The 26,132-nt window shown below is 63.4% G+C and carries 33 protein-coding genes; 18 read left to right on the forward strand and 15 right to left on the reverse strand.

Annotated elements, in window-relative coordinates:
• Nucleotides 1-30: 30 nt before the first annotated feature.
• Nucleotides 31-294, forward strand: coding sequence for an ArsR/SmtB family transcription factor (locus tag LB532_RS00600; RefSeq protein ID WP_140641444.1), 264 nt, complete (start codon nucleotides 31-33; stop codon nucleotides 292-294).
• Between the two features lie 35 nt (nucleotides 295-329).
• On the opposite strand, the gene LB532_RS00605 is transcribed toward LB532_RS00600, so the two are convergent.
• A complete protein-coding gene (locus LB532_RS00605; RefSeq protein ID WP_140641442.1) occupies nucleotides 330-986 on the reverse strand; it encodes a glutathione S-transferase family protein in 657 nt (218 codons plus the stop codon).
• Between the two features lie 50 nt (nucleotides 987-1,036).
• Nucleotides 1,037-1,921 (reverse strand): alpha/beta fold hydrolase, encoded by an 885-nt coding sequence (locus tag LB532_RS00610; protein ID WP_140641440.1) that lies wholly within the window; start codon nucleotides 1,919-1,921, stop codon nucleotides 1,037-1,039.
• An 89-nt stretch (nucleotides 1,922-2,010) separates the two neighbouring features.
• Here LB532_RS00610 and LB532_RS00615 point away from each other — a divergent pair, with 89 nt between their 5' ends.
• From LB532_RS00615 to LB532_RS00625, 3 genes are all read left to right on the forward strand, one after another.
• Nucleotides 2,011-2,532: a winged helix-turn-helix transcriptional regulator gene (locus tag LB532_RS00615; protein WP_140641438.1), complete on the forward strand. Its 522-nt coding sequence runs from the start codon at nucleotides 2,011-2,013 to the stop codon at nucleotides 2,530-2,532.
• Nucleotides 2,533-2,608: 76 nt separating this feature from the next.
• Nucleotides 2,609-2,842 carry a hypothetical protein gene (locus LB532_RS00620; protein ID WP_140500515.1) on the forward strand — a complete coding sequence of 78 codons (234 nt, stop codon included), beginning with the start codon at nucleotides 2,609-2,611 and terminating at the stop codon, nucleotides 2,840-2,842.
• A 189-nt stretch (nucleotides 2,843-3,031) separates the two neighbouring features.
• Complete coding sequence (locus LB532_RS00625; RefSeq protein WP_140562417.1) at nucleotides 3,032-3,463, forward strand: GlcG/HbpS family heme-binding protein; 432 nt, start codon at nucleotides 3,032-3,034, stop codon at nucleotides 3,461-3,463.
• 2 nt (nucleotides 3,464-3,465) lie between these two features.
• Here the strand turns inward: LB532_RS00625 and LB532_RS00630 are convergent, their stop codons facing one another.
• The 8 genes from LB532_RS00630 to LB532_RS00665 all read right to left on the reverse strand — a co-directional run bounded on the left by LB532_RS00630 (nucleotide 3,466) and on the right by LB532_RS00665 (nucleotide 9,255).
• Nucleotides 3,466-3,867 (reverse strand): hypothetical protein, encoded by a 402-nt coding sequence (locus LB532_RS00630; protein WP_140641436.1) that lies wholly within the window; start codon nucleotides 3,865-3,867, stop codon nucleotides 3,466-3,468.
• A 180-nt stretch (nucleotides 3,868-4,047) separates the two neighbouring features.
• Nucleotides 4,048-5,001: an agmatinase gene (locus LB532_RS00635; protein ID WP_140562415.1), complete on the reverse strand. Its 954-nt coding sequence runs from the start codon at nucleotides 4,999-5,001 to the stop codon at nucleotides 4,048-4,050.
• Nucleotides 5,002-5,032: 31 nt separating this feature from the next.
• Entirely contained in the window at nucleotides 5,033-5,707 is a 675-nt protein-coding gene (locus tag LB532_RS00640; RefSeq protein ID WP_181169424.1) for an amino acid ABC transporter permease, read from the reverse strand.
• The gene (locus LB532_RS00645) at nucleotides 5,704-6,363 is read right to left on the reverse strand and encodes an amino acid ABC transporter permease (protein WP_140641432.1); all 660 of its coding nucleotides are present in this window, start codon (nucleotides 6,361-6,363) and stop codon (nucleotides 5,704-5,706) included. Before LB532_RS00645 ends, LB532_RS00640 begins: the two co-directional genes overlap by 4 nt.
• 102 nt (nucleotides 6,364-6,465) lie before the next feature.
• Nucleotides 6,466-7,323: a transporter substrate-binding domain-containing protein gene (locus LB532_RS00650; RefSeq protein WP_140641430.1), complete on the reverse strand. Its 858-nt coding sequence runs from the start codon at nucleotides 7,321-7,323 to the stop codon at nucleotides 6,466-6,468.
• Between the two features lie 2 nt (nucleotides 7,324-7,325).
• Nucleotides 7,326-7,943: an Lrp/AsnC family transcriptional regulator gene (locus LB532_RS00655; protein ID WP_224556411.1), complete on the reverse strand. Its 618-nt coding sequence runs from the start codon at nucleotides 7,941-7,943 to the stop codon at nucleotides 7,326-7,328.
• A 225-nt stretch (nucleotides 7,944-8,168) separates the two neighbouring features.
• Nucleotides 8,169-8,351, reverse strand: a complete 183-nt coding sequence (gene rpmF, locus LB532_RS00660) for a 50S ribosomal protein L32 (RefSeq protein ID WP_008834724.1) — start codon at nucleotides 8,349-8,351, stop codon at nucleotides 8,169-8,171.
• A 142-nt stretch (nucleotides 8,352-8,493) separates the two neighbouring features.
• Nucleotides 8,494-9,255 (reverse strand): biosynthetic peptidoglycan transglycosylase, encoded by a 762-nt coding sequence (locus LB532_RS00665; RefSeq protein ID WP_140641426.1) that lies wholly within the window; start codon nucleotides 9,253-9,255, stop codon nucleotides 8,494-8,496.
• 78 nt (nucleotides 9,256-9,333) lie between these two features.
• Here LB532_RS00665 and LB532_RS00670 point away from each other — a divergent pair, with 78 nt between their 5' ends.
• The 5 genes from LB532_RS00670 to LB532_RS00690 all read left to right on the forward strand — a co-directional run bounded on the left by LB532_RS00670 (nucleotide 9,334) and on the right by LB532_RS00690 (nucleotide 14,285).
• The gene (locus LB532_RS00670) at nucleotides 9,334-10,251 is read left to right on the forward strand and encodes a polyprenyl synthetase family protein (protein ID WP_140641424.1); all 918 of its coding nucleotides are present in this window, start codon (nucleotides 9,334-9,336) and stop codon (nucleotides 10,249-10,251) included.
• A gap of 70 nt (nucleotides 10,252-10,321) precedes the next feature.
• Nucleotides 10,322-11,077, forward strand: coding sequence for an SDR family oxidoreductase (locus LB532_RS00675; protein WP_140641422.1), 756 nt, complete (start codon nucleotides 10,322-10,324; stop codon nucleotides 11,075-11,077).
• 214 nt (nucleotides 11,078-11,291) lie between these two features.
• A complete protein-coding gene (locus tag LB532_RS00680; protein ID WP_140517598.1) occupies nucleotides 11,292-11,510 on the forward strand; it encodes a hypothetical protein in 219 nt (72 codons plus the stop codon).
• Nucleotides 11,511-11,523: 13 nt separating this feature from the next.
• Nucleotides 11,524-11,766, forward strand: coding sequence for a hypothetical protein (locus LB532_RS00685; protein ID WP_140641420.1), 243 nt, complete (start codon nucleotides 11,524-11,526; stop codon nucleotides 11,764-11,766).
• A 179-nt stretch (nucleotides 11,767-11,945) separates the two neighbouring features.
• On the forward strand, nucleotides 11,946-14,285 hold the full coding sequence (locus tag LB532_RS00690) for a response regulator (RefSeq protein WP_140641418.1): 2,340 nt from the start codon (nucleotides 11,946-11,948) through the stop codon (nucleotides 14,283-14,285).
• 106 nt (nucleotides 14,286-14,391) lie between these two features.
• On the opposite strand, the gene LB532_RS00695 is transcribed toward LB532_RS00690, so the two are convergent.
• From LB532_RS00695 to LB532_RS00710, 4 genes are all read right to left on the reverse strand, one after another.
• The gene (locus tag LB532_RS00695) at nucleotides 14,392-15,129 is read right to left on the reverse strand and encodes a class I SAM-dependent methyltransferase (protein ID WP_140641416.1); all 738 of its coding nucleotides are present in this window, start codon (nucleotides 15,127-15,129) and stop codon (nucleotides 14,392-14,394) included.
• Between the two features lie 85 nt (nucleotides 15,130-15,214).
• Nucleotides 15,215-16,063 (reverse strand): lytic transglycosylase domain-containing protein, encoded by an 849-nt coding sequence (locus LB532_RS00700; RefSeq protein ID WP_140641414.1) that lies wholly within the window; start codon nucleotides 16,061-16,063, stop codon nucleotides 15,215-15,217.
• Nucleotides 16,064-16,068: 5 nt separating this feature from the next.
• Complete coding sequence (gene ispG, locus LB532_RS00705; protein WP_140517596.1) at nucleotides 16,069-17,319, reverse strand: flavodoxin-dependent (E)-4-hydroxy-3-methylbut-2-enyl-diphosphate synthase; 1,251 nt, start codon at nucleotides 17,317-17,319, stop codon at nucleotides 16,069-16,071.
• Between the two features lie 562 nt (nucleotides 17,320-17,881).
• A complete protein-coding gene (locus LB532_RS00710) occupies nucleotides 17,882-18,061 on the reverse strand; it encodes a YdcH family protein (RefSeq protein ID WP_097571999.1) in 180 nt (59 codons plus the stop codon).
• Nucleotides 18,062-18,300: 239 nt separating this feature from the next.
• Here LB532_RS00710 and LB532_RS00715 point away from each other — a divergent pair, with 239 nt between their 5' ends.
• On the forward strand, nucleotides 18,301-18,504 hold the full coding sequence (locus LB532_RS00715; protein WP_140550905.1) for a YdcH family protein: 204 nt from the start codon (nucleotides 18,301-18,303) through the stop codon (nucleotides 18,502-18,504).
• Nucleotides 18,505-18,506: 2 nt separating this feature from the next.
• Here LB532_RS00715 and LB532_RS00720 read toward each other — a convergent pair whose 3' ends face one another.
• Entirely contained in the window at nucleotides 18,507-19,301 is a 795-nt protein-coding gene (locus tag LB532_RS00720; protein ID WP_140641412.1) for an IclR family transcriptional regulator, read from the reverse strand.
• Between the two features lie 128 nt (nucleotides 19,302-19,429).
• Here LB532_RS00720 and LB532_RS00725 point away from each other — a divergent pair, with 128 nt between their 5' ends.
• The 8 genes from LB532_RS00725 (at nucleotide 19,430) to LB532_RS00760 (ending at nucleotide 26,091) form a co-directional block, all read left to right on the forward strand.
• On the forward strand, nucleotides 19,430-20,311 hold the full coding sequence (locus tag LB532_RS00725; protein WP_140550903.1) for a transporter substrate-binding domain-containing protein: 882 nt from the start codon (nucleotides 19,430-19,432) through the stop codon (nucleotides 20,309-20,311).
• A 97-nt stretch (nucleotides 20,312-20,408) separates the two neighbouring features.
• The gene (locus tag LB532_RS00730; RefSeq protein WP_140500485.1) at nucleotides 20,409-21,074 is read left to right on the forward strand and encodes an amino acid ABC transporter permease; all 666 of its coding nucleotides are present in this window, start codon (nucleotides 20,409-20,411) and stop codon (nucleotides 21,072-21,074) included.
• Between the two features lies 1 nt (nucleotide 21,075).
• A complete protein-coding gene (locus tag LB532_RS00735; protein ID WP_140641410.1) occupies nucleotides 21,076-21,726 on the forward strand; it encodes an amino acid ABC transporter permease in 651 nt (216 codons plus the stop codon).
• 2 nt (nucleotides 21,727-21,728) lie between these two features.
• Nucleotides 21,729-22,523, forward strand: coding sequence for an amino acid ABC transporter ATP-binding protein (locus tag LB532_RS00740; RefSeq protein ID WP_140641408.1), 795 nt, complete (start codon nucleotides 21,729-21,731; stop codon nucleotides 22,521-22,523).
• Nucleotides 22,524-22,561: 38 nt separating this feature from the next.
• Nucleotides 22,562-23,023 carry a RidA family protein gene (locus LB532_RS00745; RefSeq protein WP_140550900.1) on the forward strand — a complete coding sequence of 154 codons (462 nt, stop codon included), beginning with the start codon at nucleotides 22,562-22,564 and terminating at the stop codon, nucleotides 23,021-23,023.
• 24 nt (nucleotides 23,024-23,047) lie between these two features.
• Nucleotides 23,048-24,253 (forward strand): aminotransferase class V-fold PLP-dependent enzyme, encoded by a 1,206-nt coding sequence (locus LB532_RS00750; RefSeq protein WP_140641406.1) that lies wholly within the window; start codon nucleotides 23,048-23,050, stop codon nucleotides 24,251-24,253.
• A gap of 405 nt (nucleotides 24,254-24,658) precedes the next feature.
• Nucleotides 24,659-25,198, forward strand: coding sequence for a sigma-70 family RNA polymerase sigma factor (locus LB532_RS00755; RefSeq protein ID WP_140641404.1), 540 nt, complete (start codon nucleotides 24,659-24,661; stop codon nucleotides 25,196-25,198).
• The gene (locus LB532_RS00760; protein ID WP_140641402.1) at nucleotides 25,195-26,091 is read left to right on the forward strand and encodes an anti-sigma factor family protein; all 897 of its coding nucleotides are present in this window, start codon (nucleotides 25,195-25,197) and stop codon (nucleotides 26,089-26,091) included. Before LB532_RS00755 ends, LB532_RS00760 begins: the two co-directional genes overlap by 4 nt.
• The last annotated feature ends 41 nt before the right edge of the window (nucleotides 26,092-26,132 follow it).

Below are 26,132 nucleotides of genomic sequence, written 5' to 3' on the forward strand. Positions count from 1 at the left end.
ATGCGAAGAACTTTGCCCCACAAATGAGGCATGATGCTTTCCGACGCCTTCATGGCGATCGCCGATCCCAACCGGCGCCATCTCCTGGAAGAACTTCGACGCGGTCCAAAAACCGTCAATCAACTGGCAGCCGGGCTGCCGGTCTCCCGTCCGGCCGTATCGCAGCATCTGAAGGTGTTGCTCGATGCCGGCCTTGTCCACGCCAAGGCCGAAGGCACGCGGCGCGTCTATACGGTGAGCAATGCCGGCTTCCTGAAGCTCAACATCTGGCTCGACCAATTCTGGCAGGCTTGATCGTTCCTGTTGAAACGACCGATCAAGGACCACGATCAGCCATCATTATAGGGGAAGAGCTCGAAATAGGGCTGCGCCTCCTCGATCACCCTGATGAAGGCCGGCCGCTGCAACAGCCGGTCATGATAGCGCTTCACGGCAGGATATCTGTCGCCGAACGGCTCGACCTTGTTGGCGTAGAACAGAGCCGGGGATGCCGCGCAATCGGCCATGGTGAAGGCATCACCCACAGCCCAGGTCCTCGACGCCATCTCCTGTTCGATGATCGCGTAGGAATTGCGCAACTGGTCGCGCGCCTGTTCGACGCCGAACGGATCGGTCCTGCCTTCCGGGCGCAGCCGGTCGCCGACGATCTTCTGCATCGGTTCCTGCACATAGAGATCGTAAAAGCGATCGGCCTGGCGAACCGCGATGGCGAGGTCGATATCGGCCGGGACGAGTTCGACCGGCCCGGGATAGTGCACGGCCAGATACTCGATGACGATGGTCGATTCCAGCACGGTGCGATCGCGCGCATCGTCGCGCAAGGCGGGCATCTTGCCCGAAGGCGCTATCTCCAGGAAGGCCCCGCGCGACTGCTGGTCGCCGAGATCGACGATGACGGACGCGAACTGCGTGCCGTTCTCGTAGAGCGCGATCAGCGGCTTGCAGCAGAACGAGGCCAGCGGATGGTAGTGAAGCGTCAGGGACATTTTTGCTCACCTGTCTCGGGGTTCACGTCACCTAATACTGAAGTGTTTACTTAACTATTGTCCAAACTTGTGGCGTCAGGACCGCGCTTTGAGTGCCAATTGGCCCGGGTATGAGCGACGATGCCGGCGACGATCACGTCCCAATCCTCCGGATGCAGTTCGTGGCCACCGCCTTCAACCCGGAGGAGTTTCGCGCCGGCGACCGCCCCGGCCAGCGCTTCGCCATGCTCGACCGGAAAGATGGGATCGGCCGTACCATGGATGACCAGCAGCGGCGCCTTCATCCCGTGCAGTCGGCCCCTCCATCGGTCGCTATCGCCCTTGAGCAGGAAATGGTTGGTCGCGCTGAGCAGACCGCCGGAGCGATCATAGTCCCGCTCGATAAAGGCTCTCATGTGGCCCTCGTCGAAGGGATGCGCTGTGCTGGCGATTGCCCTGGCATCTTTGATCATGAAGTCGATGACCTGGCGGCGATCCGACCAGTCAATGTGCGCGCCTTCAGCCGAATGTTTGATATAGGCATCGCTGGTCTGCGGCAGGTTCGAGGTGTCCACTCCCATCGGTGAGCTGCTGATCACGGTCAGCGACGCGACGCGGGACGGATGCTTGAGTGCCACAAGCTGCGCGACCATGCCGCCCATCGACATGCCGGCGATATGCGCCTTGTCGAGGCCGTGGCTGTCGAGAACGCCGATCGCATCGCCGGCCATGTCGTCGAATGTGTAGGGTGGCTCTCCAGGCGGGTATTTGGTCGATCGGCCGGTATCGCGATTATCATAGCGGAGCACGAACAGTCCGGCGGCGGCGAGTTTCCGGCAAAGCGCCTCCGGCCACCACAGCATTGAGGCCATCGCTCCCATGATCAGCAACAGAGCGGGGTCGGCGGGGTCGCCAAAGGCTTCGGATATGATATCGGGGCGTCCGGTCTTCCTCATCGCGTGGCCTCCTCATCTGCTTGCATTTTGCAATCGGTTGCACCATAATAAAACCGATACGATAATGCAACCGGTTTTGGAGAAATCGAATGAACATCGATCGCCGCTCGGGTTGCCCGATCAATCTCTCGCTGGAAGTGTTCGGCGACCGCTGGAGCCTGATCATCCTTCGCGACATGATTTTTGGCGGCAGGCGCCATTTTCGCGAATTGCTCAACGGATCGATGGAAGGCATTGCCTCCAACATACTGGCCGACCGGCTGAAGCGGCTGATGGATCTGGGCATGCTGACCAAGGCCGACGATCCCTCGCACAAGCAGAAGGCGATCTACAGCCTGACCGAAATGGCGATCACCCTGGTGCCGATCCTGGCCCATCTCGGCGCCTGGGGCCGCGTCTGGCTGCCGGTCAGCGCGGAATTGTCGATCCGCGCCGAGCTTCTGGAAAAGGGCGGGCCGCCACTATGGGAGAAATTCATGGACGAGTTGCGCCACGAGCATCTCGGCACGCCCGTCGATCCAGCGTCCGGCCCTTCTGTACGTGCGACCCTGCAGACCGCCTATGAAGCCGTGCTCGCCAGCAATGCTCTCAGCGCCAACCCGGCCGCTTGACCAACTATTTTCCCCGTTGAGTGGCCGGCTCTGCTACAAGAGGCCGAAAATCACGTCACGAGATTGGAACAGACTCTTGGTTGAGAACTCTAGGGATACTGCCCGCGCGCGCGCCGATCTGCGCTTTAAGAAGCAGGAAGAAGCGGCCACGGTCCGACAGAAGGCGATGGCCGAGTATGTCGCCGAGAGCGATGCTCGCAAGGTCAAGACCGACAAGCTGCGGGCGCTGCGGCTGGCCAAGGAAGCCGAAGACCTTGCCAACGCGCCGGCAGTGCCCGCCAAGAAGCCCGCCCGCGCCAAGAAGAAGTAGCACGCCGCTCCCCGGTTGCTTCGTTGCCGGCCCTGAGCCGTTGGCCGTTGATCGTGTTGGCATCGCGGCATCGGATCCGAATTTGCGGTGCCATCATCCCGCTTCCAGCGCGAAGCAATTTCAACCGGAACCTGGGTTGCCTCGTCCGGCTGGCCGCCGATGATATCCGTTTCAAAACAGGAGACTGCCATGACCGCGCTGCCGCTCGACAAAGCCCTCGAGATCATCGATGCCGCCTTCACCAAGGGCGCGGAGCTCAAGCTCAGGCCGCTCGGTGTCTCGGTGCTCGACGCCGGCGGCCATCTCGTCGCCTTCCAGCGCCAGGACGGCGCCTCGTTCCTGCGCCCGCAAATGTCCGCCGGCAAGGCCTATGGCGCGCTCGCCATCGGCATGGGCTCGCGCCGCGTCGAGGCCTTCGCCAAGGAGCGCCCGCATCTCATGACCGGCATCTCCGACGTCTCGGGCGGACGCGTGTTGCCGGTCGTGGGCGGTGTGCTGATCCGCGACAAGGCAGGCAGCATCATAGGCGCCGTCGGCATTTCCGGCGACAGCTCGGACAATGACGAAGCCGCCGCCATCGCCGGCATCGAGGCCGCCGGCTTCACCGCCGATCCGGGCTGAGGTTAATTCAGGTTGATATCCCTGCTCGCCGACCGCATCGACACCGAGAAGCCGGCGAGCACGTCGAACAGCGCGATGATCATCAGCGTGAAGAAGACCGAGTGCGCGGCGCCCTTGACCAGCAGGAACTCGACCAGGAAGGCCACGAAGACCAGCGTCGACAACAGATGGTCCATGATCGAGGCATTCGTGGTGCGCGCCGATTTCACGATCTCGACGAAGAGGAAGATGAGCCCGATCAGCACTATCAGGTCGCCGAGCGTCATCGAGAACACCCCGCCCGACATCATGCCGACGGAAAAGACCTCGCTCGCCCACGGATCGTCACCGCTGCCGAATATTCCGAGCAGCCCGAGATTGTAGAGAACAAAAGGCACGATCAGCAGCGGGACGGCACCGAACATCTGGCGTCTCCATTTGGGGGCACCTCTTTTGTAGAGTGCGCCAGCGGCACGCCGTCAAGAATTTTCGCAGCACGCCCCGAACACGCTAGAAGACCGAATGCAACAACGATGTCAGCCGGTTGTCCGGCCGACATCTTTGAATCGAGCCGCGGGATGCGTGACCGCGCACCCCGCTCGCGCTCAACGCTTGAAGTAGCCGGCGCGCACGGCCGCGCCGATGACGTTGAGGATGATATGGCCGGCCGTCATCGAGGTGATCTCGTTGACGTCGCGCGCCGGCGCGATCTCGACGATATCCATGCCGACCAGCCTTCCTTTGCCGACCAGCCCCTTGATGAGCTCAATCGTCTGCCGGTAGCTGACGCCGCCCGGCTGTGGCCCCTCGACCGCCGGCATCACCGCCGGATCGAGGCCGTCGGCATCGATGGTGAGATAGTAGCGGCCGCCGTCGGGAATTCGCTTCAGGAGCGCGGCGGTGCCGATGTCCTGCCATTCATTGGTGGTGATGATGTTGGCGCCATAGGCGCGGGCGGCCTCGACCTCCTCGGTGCGCGCGCTGCCTTGGCCGCGAACGCCGACCTGAAAAATATCCTTGATATGCGCCATTTCCGAGGCCCGCCGGATAGTGCTGGAATAGCCCTCCTTGACCCCGTTGACGTTGTCACGCCAGTCAAGATGGGCGTCGAGCTGAACCAGCGTGATCGGGCCCTCGCCATCGAGCGCCCGGAAGATCGGGATCGGAATGCCGTGGTCGCCGCCGATTGTGATCGGCAATGCGCCCGCGGCGCGGATCTTGCGGATCGCCGCTTCGGCTCTGCCGTAGTGCCCGACATGATCGGCCGCCGCGCCGGGAACGTCGCCGACGTCTACCACCTTGATGTCCTTGCCGTCGAAGACTGGCCCACCAATGTCGAAATCATAGCGGTCGAGCGCCTGGCTGATCCGCTGCGAGGCGCGCCGCACCGCGGTCGGCGCATTGGTCTGGTCGTTGATCAGCTCGTCGATCGTGTAGGGATCGCCATAGGGCATGCCGATGATGGCGACATCGGCCTTCAGCGTGTCGAGGTCCTCGACCAGCGGAAAGTTCATGAATGTCTGGAAGACATCGCGCGGCGCGGTGGTGAGTTTGGACATGGGATCTCCTCTTCGTTGAAGCTTTTTTGGATCAGGCGCCACGGCGGGCTGCGAGATGGGGCTGCAGCCTATGCTCCAGGCTGCGCGAGATCGCTGCCACGAAGGCCGTCAGCCCCCAGTACAGCAATGCGATGGCGGTGAATATTTCCACCGGCGAGAAGGTGCGGCCAATGATATTCTGGGCCATGTAGGTGAGTTCCGGCACGGTGATCGCCGACAGGATCGCCGATTCCTTGATCAGCGTGATGGTGAGATTGGTGGCCGCGGGCAGGATGTAGCCGAGCACCTGCGGCACCAGGATCGTGCGGAAGATGGTCAGGTAGCGCAGTCCCAGCGCGTAGCCGGCCTCGACCTGGCCGTACGAAATCGACTGGATCGCGCCCCTGATGATCTCGGCGGAATAGGCGCTGGCATAGGCCGACAGCGCGCCGATCGAAACAACCACCGGGGAGAGCCTGACACCGAACATCGGCAAGGCGTAGAACAAAAGGAAGATCTGGATCAGGAACGGGATGTTGCGGAATATTTCGACATAGGCCGAGACGATTGCCGCCGGCACCCGTCCGCCGCGCAGCCGGATCAGCGCCAGCACGGTACCGAGCGCGAAGCCGAACGGCAGTGCGACAGCGCACATCAGCACCGTGTTGCCGAAGCCCTTGGCGAGTATGTGCCAGTTATCCGCTATGACGGAAAAATCGAAGCTCATGCGCGTGCGCCTCGCGCCTTGAATTCCAGATGCCTGGTCAGCAGACTGCATGAGAGCAGCACGACGAAATACAGCACCGCCGCGATGCAGAAGGCCTCGACCGGCCGGTAGGTGACGTTCATGATGTTCTGCGCGGTGCGGGTCAGTTCCACCACCGCGATCACCGACAGGATCGAGGATGCCTTCACCAGCATGGTGAACTCGTTGACCATCGGCGGGATAATGGCGCGGAAGAGCTGTGGCAGGATGATCTTGAACCAGGTCACGGCAGGCTTCAGCCCGAGCGCCTTGGCCGCCTCGTACTGGCCGGCGGGAATGCGCGTCAGCCCGGCGCGCAGGATTTCGGCGACGAAGGCCGCGCTGTTGAAGCTGAGCGCCAGCACGCCGGCCAGGAGCGGCGGCAGGTCGATACCGACGAGGCCCGGCAGCACGTAGTAGACCATGAAGATCTGCACGATCAGCGGCGTGCCTCGGATGAAGCTGGTGTAGAGCGCGCCGATCCAGCGGATCACGCGCCAGCGCGACCTGCCGCATGCGAGCAGGCCGAAGCCGATCAATGTGCCCACCAGAAACCCCAGCGCCGAGACACCCAGCGTGATGCCGGCGCCGGCCAGGAATTCCGGCAGGAAGGTCAGCGTCTTGGAAAAATGGAACATTTTTCAGCTCGAATGATCCCTGAACGTCCGGCCCATCCAAGACCGGCGCGTCCAATGACTGGAACCGCCGGTCCGGCAGCACCGGGCGCCTGGTCGGCGGGCTTAGAGCGCGCCAGGCGGCAGATAGCCCTCGTCGGGCGTCTTCATCTCGAACCCGAACCATTTGAGCTGAAGCTCCTTCAGCTTGCCGCTATCCTTCAGCTCGCCAATCTTGGCGTTGATGAAGGCGCGCAGGTCCTTGTCCTCCGGCCGCACCACCCAGGACAGATAGGAGAATTCGCCGATCGAGCCGACGACCTTGTAGGTGTCGGGAACGTTCTTCATCAGAACGGCCGCCGAAGGCGAGGCGATGACGATGGCGTCGACCTGGCCGGAGGCCAGAGCGACATGGGTCTCGGGGAAGGAGGTGAACAGCTTCAGCTCGCCGACACCCTTGCCGCCCTTATCCTTGAGCTCCTTGTCATAGGCCTCGATGATGGGCTGCACGGAGGAGGCGAGTTGCGTGGCCACCACCATGCCGTTGATGTCCTCCGGCTTCTTGATGCGCTCCTCGTCGACGCGCACGACGACGACGTTCTCGAAAGAACCGGTCGGCCGCGTGTAGGCGTATTTCGCCGCCCGCTCGGCGTTGATGCCGGTCGAGGTTGCCATCAGGTCGAACTTCTTGGCCAGCAGCCCTGGCAGCAAGCCTTGGAAAGGCAGGTTGAGCTGGTCGAGCTTCACGCCGAGCTGACCGACCACATAGTCGAGAATGTCCTTGTTATAGCCGACGATCTGGCCGTCGCGGACGAATTCGAACGGCTCGAACGCCGCCTCGGTTCCGACGAGAATGGCGCCGCGTTGCTTGATTTGATCGACCAGCCCATCGGCATGGGCGGTGGCAGCGAACGGCAGGAGGAGCGGCGCGGCGGCAAGAAGGGCTAGGACGCGGCGGCGCGAAGCGGAAAGAAACTCACCCATTGTTACCCTCTTTTTTCTTCGGTTTTGCTGTGCTGGTAAGCCCGGCCGCTATGCTTGAAGACGCGACCGATCATGTAGCTCTCGGAATCCTTGATCCCGGGAACGTTGGCCAGTTCACTGACGAGGAAATCGTGCAAGCTGGTCGTGGATGGCAAAGTGAGCTGGATGATGATGTCGAACGGCCCGGTCATGGCGTAGACGCTGTCGACGAACGAGTATTCCGATAGTTTTCGAGCAACGCTGATGATGTGCTCGCGGTCGACGTCGAGCCCGACAATGGCCGCAATGCCGACATCGCTGCGCAAAGGGCGCACGACCGCCTGGATGCAGATATCGGGGTCGTCGAGCACACGGGCCATTTTCCGCCGCACCGTTGCTTCGGTGACGCCGATCCGCTTGGCGATATCCACGCTCGACATCCGCCCATCGACCTTGAGTTGGGAAAGCACGGCCTGCTCGGTATCGTCGAGATCACTTGTGCTGACGAAATCCCACATCGAATGCCCAATCTGTGTCGATTTCCGACTATAAATTCGAAAATTACATAAGAAACCGTCTATGGCAATCCCACAGATTGCGAAAAACACCGAGCGACGCTGCCTCCGGCGGGTGCCGGGCATCGGGCTCACGGTTCGATCATTGGGAAAAGGCGTGTCGAGCGATGTCGAAGGCGATGTCCGGCACGTAATCGGCTATGCCTCGAGGATGCACGACGAGGCAGCGTCCGGGCCGATCGGAGATCAAGGCCTGGAGACGCAGCTACGCTGTCGGTCGTCGGGTCCGACAGACGCAAAAAGACCGGCCAGCGGCCGGTCTTTTTAGCTCAAACATCAGGAAAGCTGGTCTCAGCTTTCCTTGGGCGTCAGCACCTGGCGGCCGCGATACATGCCGGTCTTCAGGTCGATGTGGTGCGGGCGGCGCATCTCGCCGGAGTTCTTGTCCTCGACATAGGTCGGGGCCTTGAGGGCGTCTGCCGAGCGGCGCATGCCGCGCTTGGACGGAGAGGTTTTTCGTTTCGGAACGGCCATGGATATGCTCCACTACATGGTCAAAAGCCCCGCCCGCCCTCGTGAAAGGGCCGTGTCAGGGGCCGGAATCTGAGAAAGTCGGGTGCCTATACACGCCCGGTGCCGTTTTGGCCAGCGCTGCCCGCGAATTTTTTTGTGTCGGCTACTGGAGGCAGCCGACATAAGCGCCGGATCGGCCGGCGCGCCGCTCGATCAGGTTGGCCAGCCTCCTCAGCCCCGGCCCGGGCTTGGCCGGGTTGCGGGCGATCGGATTTGGCAAGCTAACGGCAAGCAGCGCGGCCTGACGGCGCGACAGCTGTTTTGCCGAAATACCGAAATGGTGCCGCGCCGCCGCCTCGATGCCGTATATGCCGGGCCCCCACTCGGCGATGTTGAGGTAGATTTCCATGATGCGCCGCTTCGACATCACCGCATCGAAGTACACGGCCAGCGGCAACTCGACGACTTTGCGAACCGTGCCCAGCGGACGGGACCACAAAAACAGGTTCTTCACCGTCTGCATGGTGATGGTCGAAGCGCCGCGCGCCCCTTCGCCTGCCAGCGCGTCGTCGACGACACCCCGCAATTCGCCGAGGTCGACGCCGCGATGGAAACAGAACTGTCCGTCCTCCGACATGATCACCGAATTGGCCAGCACCGGTGCCACGTCGTCGATCGACACCCAGCGGCGGTCATAGCCGGAGAAGGTGGCGAGATCCTTCAGCATCAACGTCGACACCGGATGCACGAAAGACGGCAGATAGAGGAAGGTCAGCACTGTAGGGATAAGCGCCAGCACGGCAGCCACGACGATACCGCGCCGGACCCAGCGTTTGAGAGCACGACGGTTCACGCCACGGGATCTCGTCGCCATGTCCAGCTTTTCGGTTTCATGATCGACGATCGGTTCCGCCAAGTCGCCCAACCCGTGTCTCTCCCTCCCCCGGCATAATGGCGCTTGTCTTCTTGCGCAACGTCTGAGTGTCGGCTACCGGTCCGGGCCATGACGAATGACGACGAAATGGCGTTCGAAACGGCGCTCGTTGCACGGGCCGCCGCCGTCGAGACCTTGCTGCGGCGATTGCTCGCCGACCGCGCGCTCACGGGCGAGATCGCGCGGCCCGAGCGCCTTATGGCGGCGATGCGGCACGGCGTGCTCAACGGCGGCAAGCGCCTGCGCCCCTTTCTGGTGATGGAAAGTGCGGCGCTGTTTTCCGCCGACGGCGACGCGGCACTGCGCGTGGCGGCCGCACTGGAATGCGTGCATTGCTATTCACTGATCCATGACGATCTGCCGGCGATGGACGACGACGATCTGCGCCGCGGCCAGCCTACCGTGCACAGGGCCTTCGACGAGGCGACCGCCATCCTGGCCGGCGACGCCCTGCTGACGCTTGCCTTCGACATCCTCGCCGAGGAGACTACGGCGCTGCCGGCGGAGCGGCGGGCCGCCCTTGTGCTGGCGCTCGCCCGCGCCGCCGGGACCGGCGGCATGGTCGGCGGCCAGACGCTGGACCTCGAGGCCGAGCGCATCGCGCCTGACGAGGCAGGGATCATCCGGCTGCAGGCGATGAAGACCGGTGCGCTGATCCGCTTTGCCTGCGAGGCGGGCGCGGTCGTCGCCGGCGTGCCTGCCGGGGATCGCGAAAGACTGGCCGAGTTCGGCTCGGCGATCGGGCTTGCCTTCCAGCTTGCCGACGATCTTCTCGATTTGACCGCGGATGCCGCACAGATGGGCAAGGCGACGGGCAAGGACGCTGCCGCCGGCAAGGCAACGCTGGTGGCGCTGCACGGCGAGGCATGGGCACGCGCCCAGTTGCATGGCCTTGTCCATCAGGCGCATGCGCTGCTCGAACCCTATGGCGAGCAGGCCGGCCTGCTGAAAGCAGCCGCGACCTTCGTGGCGACGCGCAACAATTGAGATCGGGACAGACCCCGAGGCTTGGCGTGAAGGTTTCTGTTTAACAGGGCAATCGGGAGGATCAGGTTCGATGTCGGCCAAATTGTTCGATCTCAGCGGGCGCACCGCGCTCGTAACCGGCTCCTCGCAAGGCATAGGCTTCGCCTTGGCCAAGGGCTTGGCCGAAGCCGGCGCCAGAGTGATCCTCAACGGCCGTGACGAGGCAAGGCTCGCCGCGGCGGTTACGCAGATCCCCGGAGCGGAAAAGCTGGCCTTCGATGCTACCGATCATGAAGCGGTCCGCTCGGCGATCGACCGTTTCGAACTGGGCGGCGGAGCGATCGACATTTTGGTGAACAATGCCGGCATGCAGTTCCGCGCGCCGCTCGAGGAGTTTCCCGCCGATGCGTTCGAGCGCCTGCTGCAGACCAATGTCGCCAGCGTCTTCCATGTCGGCCAGGCGGTGGCGCGCCATATGATCGGCCGTGGCCGTGGCAAGATCATCAACATCGCCAGCGTGCAGACCGCGCTCGCCCGTCCGGGCATCGCGCCCTACACGGCAACGAAAGGCGCGGTTGGCAACCTGACCAAGGGCATGGCTACGGATTGGGCCAAACACGGCCTGCAATGCAATGCCGTTGCACCCGGTTATTTCGATACGCCGCTCAACGCTGCCCTTGTCGCCGACCCTGCGTTCAGCACTTGGCTGGAAAAGCGCACGCCGGCCGGCCGCTGGGGAAAGGTCGAGGAACTGGTCGGCGCCTGCATCTTCCTGGCCAGCGACGCCTCCTCTTTCGTGAACGGCCATATTCTCTATGTGGACGGCGGCATCACAGCGTCGATCTGATCCGCCGCGCCGAACAGGCCGGCGCGCCAAATGCTGCCCGATCGATAATCGGTTGACGCGGAGCCGACGTCACTCGTGGCAGCACGGCCGTGGCCTCGTTCCCGGCCAGAGTGTGTGGGGAACTGGTGCGTCGGGAGCTGGTGTTTCGGGAACTCGTGTTTCGGGAACAATTGCACCCGTCGCGACGTTCGGGACCAGAAGCAGGAGGCAACCCATGAACGACAACAAGCATCGCAAACAGCCGAGGCCAAGCGATCGCGACTTGCGCAACGACCCCGGCATCGGCGCTTCCAAAGGCACCATCAAGGGTGGCGACATCCTTGACGACGACGAGGAACTCGATGGCGAAAACACTTTTCGGGGCGATGTCGAGAACGACACCACCCCACAAGGCGGTGTGAATCCCGACCAGACCGGCCGGACGAACAAATAGAGGGAGATATCCCATGACCGGCAAGAAGACCCACGAACAGCAGGTGCAAATCATCGAGGAGCGGGTGAACACCAAGAATGCGGACAAGAATTTCAATGCCGAGGACGAACTGAAGCGATCGAAGCAGGAGAGAACGGCTCGCCAGCAGGGCCAGGCGCTCAGGGGCGGCGACGTCGATCTGGTCGATGCCGACGACCGCGAAACGCTTCGCGGCTCGAACCAGGAATCCCGGCATCACAAACGGCCCGCGGATTGAAGGAACACCCGAAGCTTGACCGTCCCTTGAAGTGCCGCCGCCCTTCATCTCGGCGCAGCCGGGAGGATACATGGGAGGCTCTGCGGGAGTCCGAGATTCTCGGTCGCCAGAACGAAATCTTAATGTAAATCAAGCGTAATCCCGACCGTTAAAATAATGCGTATGTGTTGGGGTTGCGCATGCCGGAATATTCTTCCTTCATACGGTCCATCCGGACCCGTTATCTCTCAGGATTGCTGATCTTCGCGTTGGCTTCGCTCGCGATCATGGTTGCACTTGATCGTGTCAATTCCTTCCGCCACCAGGTCGATGCGCTGAGCAGCAACCTTGTCATATTCACTCGCGACCTGCGCAACGCGACCAGCTTCGCCGAAACGACGGGAACCGCCTGGCGCGCTGAGACGCGCGATGCGTTGGCCGCATCGGCGCGCGGCCATTCGGAACGCCTCTCCCGCGAGATTGGGACGCTTGCGGCCCAGATCGCCGCATTGCGTCCACGCCTGTCGACAAAGACTGTCAACGAGCTCGAATCCGCTTCGGTCAATGGCGACCTGTTCTGGTCGCCGCGCGATATGGTCCGAAACTTCAACCTCATGTCGGTGGCGCAAAAGGTCGATGAGTGGAGCTATCGCGAAATCCGCAACCAGAACGACCTGTTTGCCCAGCCGATGCTGGTCCGCGTCCGCACCGCCATGGACGACGAGCGCCATTTGGCCGACGCCTCCAGTGACCGGCTGCTGCTGTGGGCGAGCGGATTGCTGTTCGCGGTGCTCTCCATCGCCGCTTTCTGGATCTTCCGGCCGATGGAGCAGGCCATCCGCCGGGCCTTCGCCGAATCCGCCGAGTCGCTGTTCAAGGCCGAGGCCGCCGACCGCGCCAAATCGGAATTCCTGGCCAATATGAGCCACGAAATCCGCACGCCGATGAACGGCGTGCTCGGCATGGCCGAGTTGCTGGCCAAGACCGAGCTGACCGCGCGCCAGAAGACCTTCACCGACGTCATCGTCAAATCCGGCAACGCGCTGCTCACCATCATCAACGACATCCTCGATTTCTCCAAGATCAATGCCGGCCAGCTCACGCTCGACCCGGCGCCGTTCCGCCTTGCCGAGGCGGTCGAGGATGTGGCCACGCTCGTCTCCGCCCACGTTGCCGAAAAGAACCTCGAACTGATCGTGCGCGTCGACCCGCGCCTGCCGGCCTACGTCGTCGGCGACGCCGGGCGGTTCCGCCAGATCGTCACCAATCTGCTCGGCAACGCGGTGAAGTTCACCGAGAAGGGCCATGTGTTGATCGACGTCGGCGGCGAAACCGTCAATGATGTCGTCCAGCTTAAGCTGCGCGTCGAGGACACCGGCATCGGCATCCCGGCCGAGAAGTTGCAGAACGTGTTCGAAAAATTCGCCCAGGTCGACGGCTCCTCGACCCGCCGTCACGAGGGCACCGGCCTCGGTCTCGCCATCGCCGCCCGCCTCGTCGACCTGATGGCCGGCAAGATCGGCGTCGAGAGCGAGATCGGCCGCGGGTCCGTATTCTGGTTCGCGGTGCCCCTGCCCGTGCATCGTGCCGAGGCTCGCGACGAGATCGTGCCGGTCGACGTCACCGGCGCGCGCGTTCTGGTCATCGACGACAATCCGGTCAACCGCGAGATCCTGCTCGAACAGCTCAGGAGCTGGAGCTTCGACTGCGCCGCCGCCGAAAGCGGTGCGGTCGGCTTGGCTTTCCTCGACCGCGCTTGGCAGCTGGGGGCCGCCGTCGATTGCATTATCCTCGACTACCAGATGCCCGGTATGAACGGCGCCGATGTCGCGAAAGCCATTGCCGCCGACAGCCGGCTGTCGGCCATACCGGTCGTGCTCTTGACCTCGGTCGATCAGGTCGATTTCGGCAAGATGATCATCGATTTCGGCATTGCCGCGCATCTGACCAAGCCGGCACGCTCCGCGGTCCTGCTCGGCACCGTCATCTCGGTCGTCCAGAAAGCCCGCTCGCAGCTCGGCAGGGCGCAGTTCGTTCGCGAACCGGTACCTGCCCTGCCGCAGGCGGCGCCGCCCGCCTTTACCGTCATCCGCGGCCCGGCAATGCCGGCCGTCTCCGTGCCGGAGCCGACGGTCGCGCCGAACGGTCCGATCGACATCCTCATCGCCGAGGACAATGAGGTGAACCAGCTGGTGTTCGGCCAAATCCTCAACGGGTTGGGCTTGAGCTATCGCATAGCCGGCAACGGCCGCACGGCGGTCGAGATGTACCGCTCGCTGCGCCCGAGGCTGATCCTGATGGACGTCTCCATGCCGGAAATGAACGGCTACGAGGCGACCCGCGCCATCCGGGCGACGGAGGCCTCGGATGGCAGCCGCATCCCGATCATCGGCGTCACCGCGCATGCGCTGAAGGGCGACCGCGACAAGTGCATCGAAGCCGGCATGGACGATTATCTGCCGAAGCCGGTTTCACCCGACCGCCTCGGCGCCAAGATCGGCACCTGGCTCAGCGAAACGGTGGTGGCGAAGACGGCGTAGATGTGAACTGACGGGCGCAGCGGTTTTGCGACAACGACATGCGCAAAACAAACATTTAAAGCATGTCGTTTCGATGCGCTTTAAGCACGCCCGGCCTGGAGCCAGATCAGCGCAGCCGGCCGATCGGGATGATTTCCGGCGAGGTGGAGACATAGGGTTCGCCCCGCCAGTCGCCGAGCCATTGCTCCACCAGCAGGCCTGACTCGTCCAGCATCGCGGCAAGGTCATCCTTGTCGGGGAAGGCTATTTTCGATTCTGCGGCCAGCACCTGTCTGCCCCCCGGAATTTCATAGAAGGTTGAATAGGTGACGACGCCGGTGGCGGCATCATGTTCGACATCATTCCAGGTCTTGACGGCGCCGAGGCTGAGATGCGTCACCATCCGTTCGGAGCGCTGCGGCGTCCATTCGCGCCATTCTTCCATGGCGGGATTTCGTGTGTCGAAAATGAAGCGCCCGCCCGGAGCGAGATGATTTGCGATGGTGCGCAACACCGCCGCTTGATCCTCGGCCGTCAGGAAGACTTGGAAGGCATGTCCCGTCAGCAATATTAGGTCGAAGTGCCGCCCAAGCCGAACGGTTCGAGCATCGGCCTCGACCCAGTCGACCTTGTCTCCGCCGGCCCTGCCGCGCGCGACATCGAGCATCGCCGACGCGGGATCAACGCCGGTGACGGAGCGTCCTTCACTAAGGGCCGCGGCCAATTGCCCAGTGCCGCAGCCGAGATCAAGAATCGAGTGGGCATTGCCGGCGAATCCAACGCAATAGTTGAAATCGTCGCCGCCTTTATTCTCGATATCATAAAACTGGACGAGATCCGGATCGCTGTAGAGTCTGTCGGTCATGGCGATCGCCTATAATCGAAATTTGTGATGGATGCGACAGACGCATTCGGGCGAACAAAGCGTTACCCAGCTCGCTCATGCGGCTCTACCGGTTGCGCACCACCACGCATGCCCCGCCGACACTTTGCAGTTTCTGGCAAATGGCGCCCGCGGCGGCACGGTCGTCGACCCCGATCCTGACCGCGTAGATGCCGCGTCGGCCGATCGGCGTCCGCACCCGGCTGACCACCGGATCATGCCCGGCTAGCAGGGCCGGGAAGCGGCCCCTCACCCTGAGCCACTGGTTGATCGCGGCGCTGCGGCGGAAATTGCCGGCCACCTGGACTCCCCACGGCCTTATGTTGATGGAAGCCATCGCCACCGTCCGCGACATGATCACCGGGAGCTTGCGGCAGGCCGCGACGAAATCGGATTTCGCGTCGAGCGGTCGCACGCTTCCGGCATAGGCGCGATCGGCGAACTTATCGACCGGCTCGCCCATAATGTCGAAGACATAGCTTTCGGTTTCCATCGGCAGGAAGCCGCCCGAGCCCAGCCAGCGCGAGACCCGGTTTTCGCCGGCATTGTAGGCGGCGGCCGCCAGGCCGAGATTGCCATAGCTGGTCTTCATCTCGGCGAGGTATTTCGCCGAGGCCGGGATCGCCTGGTTGATGTCGAAGGAATTGGCGAGCCCGCGCATCTTGGCGGTCCCCGGCATGAACTGGGCGATACCTTCGGCGCCGACCGGACTGACGGCGTTGGGATCGAACCGACTTTCCTTCCAGATCAGCCGGGCGAAGAAATCCCTGGGCAAGCCGTTCTGGTCGGCATGGGCCTGGATCAGGTTGCAGACCTTGTCGATCAGCCGCTGCTTGGCCGATTGCGGCGGATCGGCCTGGGCCAGGGTCGGCCACCCGCACAGCAGGATCAGCGCCACCGGGAGGAAGCGCAGCATTCGACCTACTCTGCCGCGGCCTTGCCGCGACCAAATCGTTGCTCGATATAGTCTGCGACCATCTTCTCGAAATCCTGCGCGATCGACGGTCCGCGCAGCGTCGCCGCCTTCTTGCCGTCGACGAAGACAGGGGCTGTCGGCGTCTCGCCGGTGCCGGGCAGCGAAATGCCGATATCGGCATGCTTGGACTCGCCCGGGCCGTTGACGATGCAGCCCATCACCGCGACCTTGAGGTTCTCGACCCCTGGGTATTTCTCACGCCACGCCGGCATGTTCTTCCTGAGATCGGCCTGGATGTTCTGGGCCAGTTCCTGGAACACGGTCGAGGTTGTGCGGCCGCAGCCGGGGCAAGCAGCGACGATCGGCACGAACTGCCTGAAGCCCATGGTCTGCAGCAATTCTTGCGACACCTGCACCTCGCGCGTGCGATCGCCATTCGGCTCCGGCGTCAGCGATATGCGGATTGTGTCGCCGATGCCTTGCTGCAACAGGATGCCCATGGCGGCGGATGAGGCGACGATGCCTTTCGAGCCCATGCCGGCTTCGGTGAGGCCGAGATGCAGCGCATGGTCGGAACGGCTGGCGAGCTCGGTGTAGACTGCGATCAGGTCCTGCACGCCGCTGACCTTCGCCGAGAGAATGATCTTGTCGCGGCCAAGGCCGATCTCCTCGGCCATCTCGGCCGAGAGGATGGCCGACTGCACGATCGCCTCGCGCGTCACTTGCTGTGCGGTCAACGGAAAGCCGCGAGCCTGGTTGTCGTCCATCAGCCGGGTCAGGAGTTCCTGGTCGAGCGAGCCCCAGTTGACGCCGATGCGCACCGGCTTGTCATGTTTGATCGCCATTTCGACGATTGCCGCGAACTGCCGGTCCTTCTTGTCCTTGAAACCGACATTGCCGGGATTGATGCGGTATTTGGCCAGCGCCTCGGCGCAGGCCGGATGATCGGCCAGGAGCTTGTGGCCAATATAGTGGAAGTCGCCGACAATCGGCACGTTGATACCGAGCCGCGCCAGCCGCTCCCGGATGCGCGGCACGGCGGCGGCGCTTTCATCGCGGTCGACGGTAATGCGCACGATCTCGGAGCCGGCGCGATGCAGCGCCGCGACCTGGGCGACCGTCTGGTCGACATCGGCGGTATCCGTATTGGTCATCGACTGCACGACGACGGGAGCACCGCCGCCAACCACCACGCCGCCCACATCGACGCCAACCGAGGTGCGGCGCGGGAAGGGGAAGGAATAATATCCGGTCATGCCGGCAGCCTTTAATCTCTGGGGCGCCGCGCGTCCACTTGGACGCACAAAAGCGCGCTCCGGGCCGATGCGCTGAAGTCCGGGCATGAGGTGGAGGAGCAAAGATGGCTTGTCAATGGCGACAGGTCGCCACTGGCCGCAATCGATCCCGCCGCCAGTTCCTTGGCACCCGATTTTTGCCGGTCGCTTGCGTTGGCCAATCGGCTACCTGGCGATTGGCGGACCCCCAATCGCTTCACCATTCCGGGAATGAGTTCCGGGGAGGAGCAAGGAGAAGAGCGACGCAGCACAGACCCAGAATCCAAGCCCTGACCTCAGAGCGCCACGGCAAGGCAGAATTCTGCTCCGCTGCACTCTTCGGTCAAGAGTTACCGCATGGATTCAGGGATTCCCGCGAAGCGCTTCGCTCCTGCTCGTCCTCGGATTCCGAAGTCGGAAGGCCTCGGCCTGGTACGAATATCTGTGATGGCCGACCTGAAAACGGAAATCAAAACCACCAGTCCGGCGGCAATTGCCGCCGGCAGGAAAGACCCGGATGGTGAGCGGTTATGTCAGTGGGGCGTCAATGCGTCGTGGGTTTGGCCCTCAGTTTTTCAATCTCGTCCTTGATTGCCAGCTTGCGTCGCTTGAGATTCACGATTTCGAGGTCGTCCACCGACGGATGATTCATCGCATCATCGAGCTCGCGTTCGATGTCGCCGTGTTTCCGCTGCAACTCATCAAGATGGGATGCAAGAGACATGATTGGTTCTCCCTTTCATGGTTTCCTCGATTGCAGCCGCCAAAGGCGCGTCCACCGCAGGCTCGCTCTGTGACGGCACAATGACAGTGTGCCACCTTCGCGCAGCGATGTCGAATGATCCGTGGTAGCATTCCACGGCACTGTGAAATGTGATATGGGCTGCGCGCCGGTGGCAAAACGAGCCGCCCCCGCCCAATCAGGCCCAGTTTTGGGCGCCGCAGACGTGCAGACGGTAGAGAATGTCCGATCAGGAACAGGCCGATATTCGCCTCGAATTTTCCCGGCTGAAGCAGGAACACGCCGATTTCGACGCCGCGATCAATGCGATGATCGCCATGAACTGCGACCCGCTGCAGATCCAGCGCATGAAGAAGAAGAAGCTTGCGCTGAAGGACCGGCTGATGAAGCTGGAAGACAAGATCATCCCGGATATCATCGCCTGACTTCAGGTCCAGGCCGCGATCGAAAGCCTCGCCGCGCGCTCGCGCAGCAGGGCCAGGAGTTCACCTGTCTTGTCCTGCGACGTGTCGATGGGCACCACCAGGCACATCGTCGCTTCAACCGTGCCGGGAGCTGAAAACACCGGCGCGGCGAGGCATTTCGTATAGGCGTCGACGAGCCCCGAAGTGATGCAATAGCCGGTGGCGCGCGCCGTCGCTATGTCGGCGATGAAATCGTCCAGCCGCAATCTGCGGCCATCGGGCAGGATGAGATCGTCTTCCGATATCATCGCCTCGATCCGGGCCTGTTCGAGACCGGCGAGCAGGAGCCTGCCTGAGGCGGTCCAGGGCAGCGGGATCTGCAATCCGGTGGCGGAGCTGATGCGGAACGGCCGGGTGCCCGGGCTCGAGTGGACGATCGTGTAGCGGCCGCTCTGCAGCATGCACAGTTCGGACGTCTCGCCGGTCTCGCGCGACAGGTTGTCGACCTCCTGGCGTCCTCGCCTCAAGAGGTCGTTACCGCGCACATAATCCATTCCATAGAGATAGAGCTTCTTGCCGAAATAGACGCGGTTGCCGTCGCCGGCCATTTCCAGGAGGCCGGCATCGACCAGCGATCGCACCAGCGTGTAGGTGGTCGAACGCGGCGCGTTGACCCCCTTGGCTAGGTCGCCGATGCCGATGGCGCGCTGTGTCGAATGAAGGAACTCCAGAATCTCGAGCACCCGGTTGAGGCCCTTCTCCCGAGAGGCCGAAATCTTTGCGTCCGCTGAGACCGCCAAGGCGCTGCCATCTTGCATTGTCGATTCCTGATGTTAGTATCTGTCTTGTACAGGATACACACGTCCCTTGTAAGAGACAATTTTTGAATGATCCGGGCGCGTGTATTGCCTGTGCGTAGGGGAACACAACACGAAAGGAGGTCGCCGTGAACGACACATCCAAAAGGCGTGATTTTCTGAAACTGGGCATGGCCGGACTGGCAACGGCCGGCGTCATGAGCGCGGCGGCAACGGTCGACGTCCAGAAGGCGGCGGCGCAGGCTGCGCCCGATAGTCTGCTGCGCACCGTGCTGGAGCGCGGCAAGCTGATTGTCGGCACCGGAAGCACCAATGCGCCCTGGCATTTCGAGAACGATGCCGGCGAACTCGTCGGCATGGACATCACGATGGGGCGCATTCTCGCAAAGGGTTTGTTCGATGACCCGGCCAAGGTCGAGTTCGTCATGCAGGACCCGGCGCAGCGCATTCCGAACGTAACGACGAACAAGGTCGACATCACCATCCAGTTCATGACCATGACCGCGCAGCGCTCGCAGCTGATCAACTTCTCCAGGCCCTACTACGTCGAGGGCGTCGCCTTGCTGACTTTGCCCGGCGCCGAGAACAAGACCTTCGACAAGCTGCTTGCCGCAGGCTCCGCGACGCGCGTTTCCATCCTGCAGAATGTCGACGCCGAATCTTCGGTGCATTTTGCCTTGCCGGAGGCGCAAGTGATGCAGATCGATACACAGGCCAACGTGCTGCAGGCATTGGAATCCAAGCGTGCCGATGCCGCTGCCGTCGACCTCTCCACCGTGCGCTGGCTCGCCTCGCGCAATCCTGACAAATACTTCGATGCCGGCAAGAGCTGGTACTCGATGCTATATGGCGCAGCGCTCCGGCAAGGCGATCTCGACTGGCTGACCTTCGTCAACCAGACCTTCACCATCGCCATGTTCGGCCATGAGACGGCGCTCTATGACGCCGCGTTCAAGGACTATTTCGGGCAGGAGCCGCCGGCGCGCCACCCCGGTTTCCCGGTTATCTGACGTCATCGGCGGGAAAGGCGCCGCCGGCGCCCTTCCCGCCCTTTTTCCTGGCGACGCGGCCAGCTTTGCGTCACATCGGGAGCACTGAGGCCGACGCATGGGTTATGCGCTTAATTTCAACCTGATCTGGCGGCATTTCGACAAGCTGTGGGGCGGCCTGCTGCTCAGCCTCGAACTCGCCGTCATCTCGATCGCCATCGGCATCGTCATCGGCCTGGTCCTGGCGGTCTGGTACGTGTCGGCCGGACGCATGGTGCGCGGCATCATCGCCGCCTACGTCGAATTCATCCGCAACGTGCCGCTGATCCTGCTCGTCTATCTCGTCTTCTACGGCCTGCCGACCGTGGTCGACATCGCTTACAGCGCGCAAACCTCGTTCGTCGCCACGCTGGCGCTCTACAGCGGCGCCTATCTGGTCGAGGTGTTCCGCTCCGGTCTCGAAGCGGTTCCTCGCGGCCAGCTCGACGCCGGCAAGGCGATTGGCCTGACGCCCTGGCAAAGGCTGCTGCATGTGCGCCTGCCGACCATGCTGCGCATTACGCTGCCGGCGCTTTCCAACACCTTCATATCGCTGTTCAAGGATACCTCCGTCGCCTCGGTCATCTCGGTGCCCGAGCTGACCTTCGGCGCGCAATGGATCAACTTCAACACCTTCCGCATCGTCGAGGTCTATCTCGTCGTGACGGCGATGTACCTGTTGACCGGCTACGCCCTGCTTTACGCGCTCCGGCTCGTCGAACGCTGGTTCAAGGTAGTGCACTAGCATGCTTAGCCAGATCGCCTACGCCTTGCCTTTCCTTGCTCAGGGTTTCGCCCTGACGCTGTGGGTGTCGCTGCTGGTCGTGACGTTCTCGCTCGTCGCCGGCGTCGTCCTTGGCGTCGGCCTGGTCTACGGCCCGGCGCCGGCGCGCTGGGCGGTGCGCATCTTCAGCGACACCATTCGCGGCATACCGATCCTGGTGCTCATCTTCTTCGTCTATTACGGGATGCCGGCCGTCGGGCTTCACCTGCCGTCCTTCTGGGCTGCCGTGCTGGCGCTGACCTTGTTCAAGACAGCCCAGGTCGTCGAATACCTGCGGGGCGCCGTCGGCTCCATCCCGAAGGGACAATCGGAGGCCGCAATGGCGATCGGCCTGACCTTCCGCCAGCGGCTGGCCCATGTCATCTTTCCGCAAGCGTTCAGGCGTTTCCTGCCGCCTTGGATCAATGGCGTCACCGACGCGGTCAAGGGCAGCGCGCTGGTCTCGTTGCTCGGCATCACCGATCTCATGCAGGCCATCAACCAAGTCATCGGCCGCACCTACGAGGCCATGCCGCTCTACATCCTTGGCGCCCTCATCTACTTCGCCGTCAACTATGCGCTTTCGCTTGCCAGTCGGCGGCTGGAGCGGCGTTTCTCCTTCATCCGGGAATAGCAATGTCCACAAGCTCGAACGATGCCCCGGCCCTTCTCGATATCCGCGATGTGTCCAAATCCTTTGGCGCCGTTCAGGTCCTGCGCTCGGTCAGCCTGCGCGTGGCGCGTGGCGAGGTGGTGACGGTCATCGGGCCCTCGGGCAGCGGCAAGACCACGCTGCTGCGCTGCGTCAACTTCCTGGAGAGCTATGACAGCGGGTCCATCCGCATCGACGGCAAGGAGGTCGGCTTCCGCGAAACCGGGGCCCCCCAGCGCCGCAGCGAACGCGACCTTGCCGCGATGCGCGCCGAGACCGGCATGGTGTTCCAGAGCTTCAACCTGTTTCCGCATCTCACCGCCGCCGGCAACATCATGCTCGGCCTCACCAAGGTGCGCGGCAAAAGCACCGCGGAGGCGCGCGCGATTGCCGAACACTGGCTCGGCCGCGTCGGTCTTGCCCATAAGGCCGACAGCCTGCCGGCGGAGCTCTCCGGCGGCCAGCAGCAGCGCGTCGGCATTGCGCGCGCCGTGGCCATGGGGCCGAAAATCCTGCTGCTAGACGAGATAACCTCCGCCCTCGATCCGGAACTCGTCGGCGAGGTGCTTGAGGTGGTGCGCAGCCTCGCCGAGGACGGCATGACGATGGTGATGGTCACGCATGAGATGGCCTTTGCCCGCGACGCCTCGAGCCGCATCGTCTTCATGGCCGATGGCGGCGTCGGCGCGGTCGGGCCCCCGAAGGAGATCCTTGCTGCGGACGCCGACAATGAGCGTCTGCGCAATTTCCTGGCGCGCTTCCGCGCCTCGCACTTCTGACATTGGATGGTTGACGCCGTCCCAAGGAGCCTTCTTCCATGACGCCTTACACCAGGCTCGCCGAACTCGGCCTCACATTGCCCGAGCCGCCGACGCCCATCGCCAACTTCGTCACCCATGCCGAGAGCGGCCGGCTGATCTTCTTGTCCGGCCAGGGACCGCTGCGGGCCGACGGCACGCTCTGCACCGGGAAGGTGGGCGAGGACGTGACAGTGGAGCAGGCCTATCAGCATGCCCGCCTCACCGGCCTCAACCTGCTTGCCGTCATGCATGCTGCCGCCGGCGATCTCGGCCGCATCGTGCGCGTCGTCAAGCTGCTCGGCTTCGTCAACGCCACGCCGACCTTCAGCGACCACCCCAAAGTGGTGAATGGCTGCTCCGATCTTTTCGCCGACGTTTTCGCCACGATCGGCGGGCATGCCCGCTCGGCGATCGGCGTAGGCTCCTTGCCCGGAAACATCACCGTCGAAATCGAAGCGGTCGTCGAGATCGCTGCCTGATCTGTCATCCACGGGATTGCTCACATGAAAACCTATTCAGACACCGGCTCCAACACCACGATCCGCGAACGGCTCGGCCTTCGCCCGATCATCAACGTCTCCGGCACGATGACGGCGCTCGGTGCGTCGATCATCGTGCCTGAAGCGATCAGCGCGATGTCTGAAATGGCATCGCAATGGGTGGAAATGGACGATCTGCAGCGCGCCGCAAGCGCCATCGTCGCGCGCCTCACCGGTGGCGAGGCCGGCTTCATCACCGCCTGCTGCGCCAGCGGCATCACCATGGCGATCGCCGGCGCGATGACGGGAACCAACCTGCTCGCCATCGAACGCCTGCCGGACGACACCGGCGACCTCAGGTCGGAGGTGATCATCCAGCTTGGCCACATCGTCAACTACGGCGCCCCGATCGACCAGTCGGTCCGAGTTGCCGGCGCCAGGGTGGTGCCCGCCGGCACGGTCAGCGTCACGCAGGACTATCATGTGCGCGACGCGATCAACGAGCGAACGGCGGCAGGCCTCTATGTCGTCGCGCATCACACCGTGCAGTACGGCATGCTGTCGCTGGAGGAATTCTGCGAAATCTGCCACGCCAGGGGCGTGCCGGTGATCGTCGACGCGGCTTCCGAATATGACCTGCGCGGCTTCCTGGCGCGTGGCGCCGACATCGTCATCTACAGCGGCCACAAATTCCTGAGCGGCCCGACCAGCGGCATCGTCACCGGACGCAAGGATCTGGTGCGCGCCGCCTATCTGCAGAACCGCGGCGTCGCCCGCGCCATGAAGGTCGGCAAGGAAAGCATCGCCGGCACCATGGCCGCGCTCGAGGCATGGGAGAAGCGCGACCACGCCGGCATCCGCCGGCGCGAAGAGGCCGCGCTCAACCTGTGGAAGGATGCTCTGCAAGGTGTTACGGGCATTGGCGCGGAGATCATTCCCGATCCGACCGCCAACCCGCTCGACCGCCTGCAGGTCTTCGTGCTGCCGGAAAGCCGCTTCACCGCCGCCGGCCTTGCCTCGGCGCTTGCCGGTGGATCGCCGCCCATCATCGTGCGCAATCACGAGGTCGAACGCGGCCATTTCTTCCTCGACCCCTGTAATCTTCATCCCGGTGAGGCGGAGATCGTCGCCGAACGGCTGCGCGCCCTGTTGACCGCGAAGGACCGGCCCGCCGACGCCATGAAGATTGCTCGCAAGGACTCTTCCGGCGCCTTGCGCTGGCCGGATTGAGCGCCAAGCGGACCAACGAACCCAAAGCACCGGCTGATCACGTGACCGTGAACAGCCGGATGCGTACGCGGCGGGAATAAATCTCGGCCGCAACGGGTCTCCTCGACATAGGCCGCTACAGGCGTTGAGGAGATCGGCATGTCCGTGATTATGAAAACGACAGCGAACACGGCCGCGGCGGCGGCGGCCGCCATGTGCTGGAGCGCATGACGTTAGCCGGCCTCTCTCCCATGATGCACGGCTTCCCCATTGCGCTTGACACTGGTGACGCAGATGAATCCACTTTCGCCACGGCAGGCGGCTTTGCCTGTTGCCGAGGGTTTCGCCCGCACGGGCGGGGCGAGATCACCGGTATTGCTTGAAAGCGCACGGCCTGTTCCTCGTGGAGTATCGGATGGTGCTGCTTTGAGCGAGAAGGCCGGAGCCGAGCGCTTCAGCGAGGTGGTGCTGCCGCATCTTGGCGACGCGCTGGCGCTTGCCCGCTGGTTGACCGGCAATGGCGCCGATGCCGAGGATGTCGTGCAGGACGCCTGCATAAAGGCGCAAGCGGGCATATCAGGCTATGCAGGCGGCAATGCCCGTGCCTGGCTGCTGACCATCGTGCGCAACACCGCCTATACCTGGATGTCGCGCAACCGGCCGCGCGGCATGTTGGCCGTCGGTGATCTCGGCGATCTCGACGAGATGGCGGCGGCACACGGCATCAGCGTGCCGGACGAATATGGTCCGGAGGCAAGCCTGATCGCCAAGGCCGACACGGTGGCGCTTGAAACGGCGATAGCAGCCCTGCCGCAGCCGTTTCGCGAGACGCTTGTGCTGCGCGACATCAGCGGCCTCAGCTATCGCGAGATAGCGGCCATGCTCGGCGTGCCGATGGGCACGGTGATGTCCAGGCTGGCCCGCGCGCGGAGCCTGCTTATGTCTGACCTGGGGAGAGCGCCATGACCATGCATGACGATGGACTGCCCAATGATCCGGAAGGCATCAGGCTGATGATCCACGCCCTCGTCGATGGCGAACTTGATGCAGCCGCCGCGCTGGCGGTTGAGCGGCGCATTGCGGCCGATCCGCGGCTTGCCTCGGAGCATGCCCGCATCGTCGCCTTGCAGGGCGCAATTGGCCGCCTGTCGCGCCCAGATGTCGACGCCGCCTTTCGCGCCCGCATCGCGGCCATTGGCACTGCGGCCACCGCGCAGCAGGCGTCAGGCGAAACGGCCAAGCCGCAGCAGGGCCCGACGGCGCTCCCGGGGGTGATTGCCCCGGGCGGGGGAGGCCAGAGGCGAAACGCCGATACGCGGCTGTCGCCAAGTCGAGCACGCCGCTTCGGCTCGTTCGACTGGCGCGCTCTTGCCGCCTCGATCATGATCAGCGCGGTGTTGGCCAGCGGGGCGACGCAGTGGGTGATGGTCAACGGCACGTCGGACAGCTTTGCCGCGGCGGTCGCCAGCGGCCATCGCCGCAGCCTGCTTGCCGCCAGCCCGATCGACATCGTCTCGTCCGACCGCCATACGGTAAAGCCCTGGCTCGACGCCCGGATCGGCGTTTCGCCGCCGGCACCGGATCTTGCCCAGGACGGTTTTGCGCTGATCGGCGGCCGGGTCGAGGTGATTTCCGGCCGCCCGGTGCCGGCCCTTGTCTACCGCCACCGCGAGCATCTGATCACGCTGGTCGCCGAACCGCAGCAGGGCGGCAAGACCAGCGAGCCTGACGATCTTTCCTCGGGCGGCTTTTCGCTGGTGCAGTGGAGCGACGGCGCCTTCTCCTACTGGGCGATCTCCGACATGGAGCGGCCCGAACTCGACGACTTCGTCACCCGTTTCCGCAAGGCTGCGGTGTAAGCCGATTTTCCGGCCGGACGCCGGCAATGCCCCGCATCCTT

It is taken from the genome of Mesorhizobium sp. ESP-6-2, assembly GCF_020164675.1.
GTDB lineage: Bacteria > Pseudomonadota > Alphaproteobacteria > Rhizobiales > Rhizobiaceae > Mesorhizobium.

Coding starts and splice junctions, on each gene's coding strand:
- LB532_RS00685 (WP_140641420.1), top strand. CDS start 11,524: ATGACCGGCAAGAAGACCCACGAACAGCAGGTGCAAATCATCGAGGAG.
- LB532_RS00610 (WP_140641440.1), bottom strand. CDS start 1,921: ATGAGGAAGACCGGACGCCCCGATATCATATCCGAAGCCTTTGGCGAC.
- LB532_RS00650 (WP_140641430.1), bottom strand. CDS start 7,323: ATGGGTGAGTTTCTTTCCGCTTCGCGCCGCCGCGTCCTAGCCCTTCTT.
- LB532_RS00635 (WP_140562415.1), bottom strand. CDS start 5,001: ATGTCCAAACTCACCACCGCGCCGCGCGATGTCTTCCAGACATTCATG.
- LB532_RS00730 (WP_140500485.1), top strand. CDS start 20,409: ATGGGTTATGCGCTTAATTTCAACCTGATCTGGCGGCATTTCGACAAG.
- LB532_RS00645 (WP_140641432.1), bottom strand. CDS start 6,363: ATGTTCCATTTTTCCAAGACGCTGACCTTCCTGCCGGAATTCCTGGCC.
- ispG (WP_140517596.1), bottom strand. CDS start 17,319: ATGACCGGATATTATTCCTTCCCCTTCCCGCGCCGCACCTCGGTTGGC.
- LB532_RS00735 (WP_140641410.1), top strand. CDS start 21,076: ATGCTTAGCCAGATCGCCTACGCCTTGCCTTTCCTTGCTCAGGGTTTC.
- LB532_RS00745 (WP_140550900.1), top strand. CDS start 22,562: ATGACGCCTTACACCAGGCTCGCCGAACTCGGCCTCACATTGCCCGAG.
- LB532_RS00655 (WP_224556411.1), bottom strand. CDS start 7,943: ATGCCCGGCACCCGCCGGAGGCAGCGTCGCTCGGTGTTTTTCGCAATC.
- LB532_RS00625 (WP_140562417.1), top strand. CDS start 3,032: ATGACCGCGCTGCCGCTCGACAAAGCCCTCGAGATCATCGATGCCGCC.
- LB532_RS00710 (WP_097571999.1), bottom strand. CDS start 18,061: ATGTCTCTTGCATCCCATCTTGATGAGTTGCAGCGGAAACACGGCGAC.
- LB532_RS00750 (WP_140641406.1), top strand. CDS start 23,048: ATGAAAACCTATTCAGACACCGGCTCCAACACCACGATCCGCGAACGG.
- LB532_RS00715 (WP_140550905.1), top strand. CDS start 18,301: ATGTCCGATCAGGAACAGGCCGATATTCGCCTCGAATTTTCCCGGCTG.
- LB532_RS00670 (WP_140641424.1), top strand. CDS start 9,334: ATGACGAATGACGACGAAATGGCGTTCGAAACGGCGCTCGTTGCACGG.
- LB532_RS00690 (WP_140641418.1), top strand. CDS start 11,946: ATGCCGGAATATTCTTCCTTCATACGGTCCATCCGGACCCGTTATCTC.
- LB532_RS00640 (WP_181169424.1), bottom strand. CDS start 5,707: ATGAGCTTCGATTTTTCCGTCATAGCGGATAACTGGCACATACTCGCC.
- rpmF (WP_008834724.1), bottom strand. CDS start 8,351: ATGGCCGTTCCGAAACGAAAAACCTCTCCGTCCAAGCGCGGCATGCGC.
- LB532_RS00600 (WP_140641444.1), top strand. CDS start 31: ATGATGCTTTCCGACGCCTTCATGGCGATCGCCGATCCCAACCGGCGC.
- LB532_RS00680 (WP_140517598.1), top strand. CDS start 11,292: ATGAACGACAACAAGCATCGCAAACAGCCGAGGCCAAGCGATCGCGAC.
- LB532_RS00740 (WP_140641408.1), top strand. CDS start 21,729: ATGTCCACAAGCTCGAACGATGCCCCGGCCCTTCTCGATATCCGCGAT.
- LB532_RS00700 (WP_140641414.1), bottom strand. CDS start 16,063: ATGCTGCGCTTCCTCCCGGTGGCGCTGATCCTGCTGTGCGGGTGGCCG.
- LB532_RS00675 (WP_140641422.1), top strand. CDS start 10,322: ATGTCGGCCAAATTGTTCGATCTCAGCGGGCGCACCGCGCTCGTAACC.
- LB532_RS00720 (WP_140641412.1), bottom strand. CDS start 19,301: ATGCAAGATGGCAGCGCCTTGGCGGTCTCAGCGGACGCAAAGATTTCG.
- LB532_RS00605 (WP_140641442.1), bottom strand. CDS start 986: ATGTCCCTGACGCTTCACTACCATCCGCTGGCCTCGTTCTGCTGCAAG.
- LB532_RS00695 (WP_140641416.1), bottom strand. CDS start 15,129: ATGACCGACAGACTCTACAGCGATCCGGATCTCGTCCAGTTTTATGAT.
- LB532_RS00760 (WP_140641402.1), top strand. CDS start 25,195: ATGACCATGCATGACGATGGACTGCCCAATGATCCGGAAGGCATCAGG.
- LB532_RS00615 (WP_140641438.1), top strand. CDS start 2,011: ATGAACATCGATCGCCGCTCGGGTTGCCCGATCAATCTCTCGCTGGAA.
- LB532_RS00630 (WP_140641436.1), bottom strand. CDS start 3,867: ATGTTCGGTGCCGTCCCGCTGCTGATCGTGCCTTTTGTTCTCTACAAT.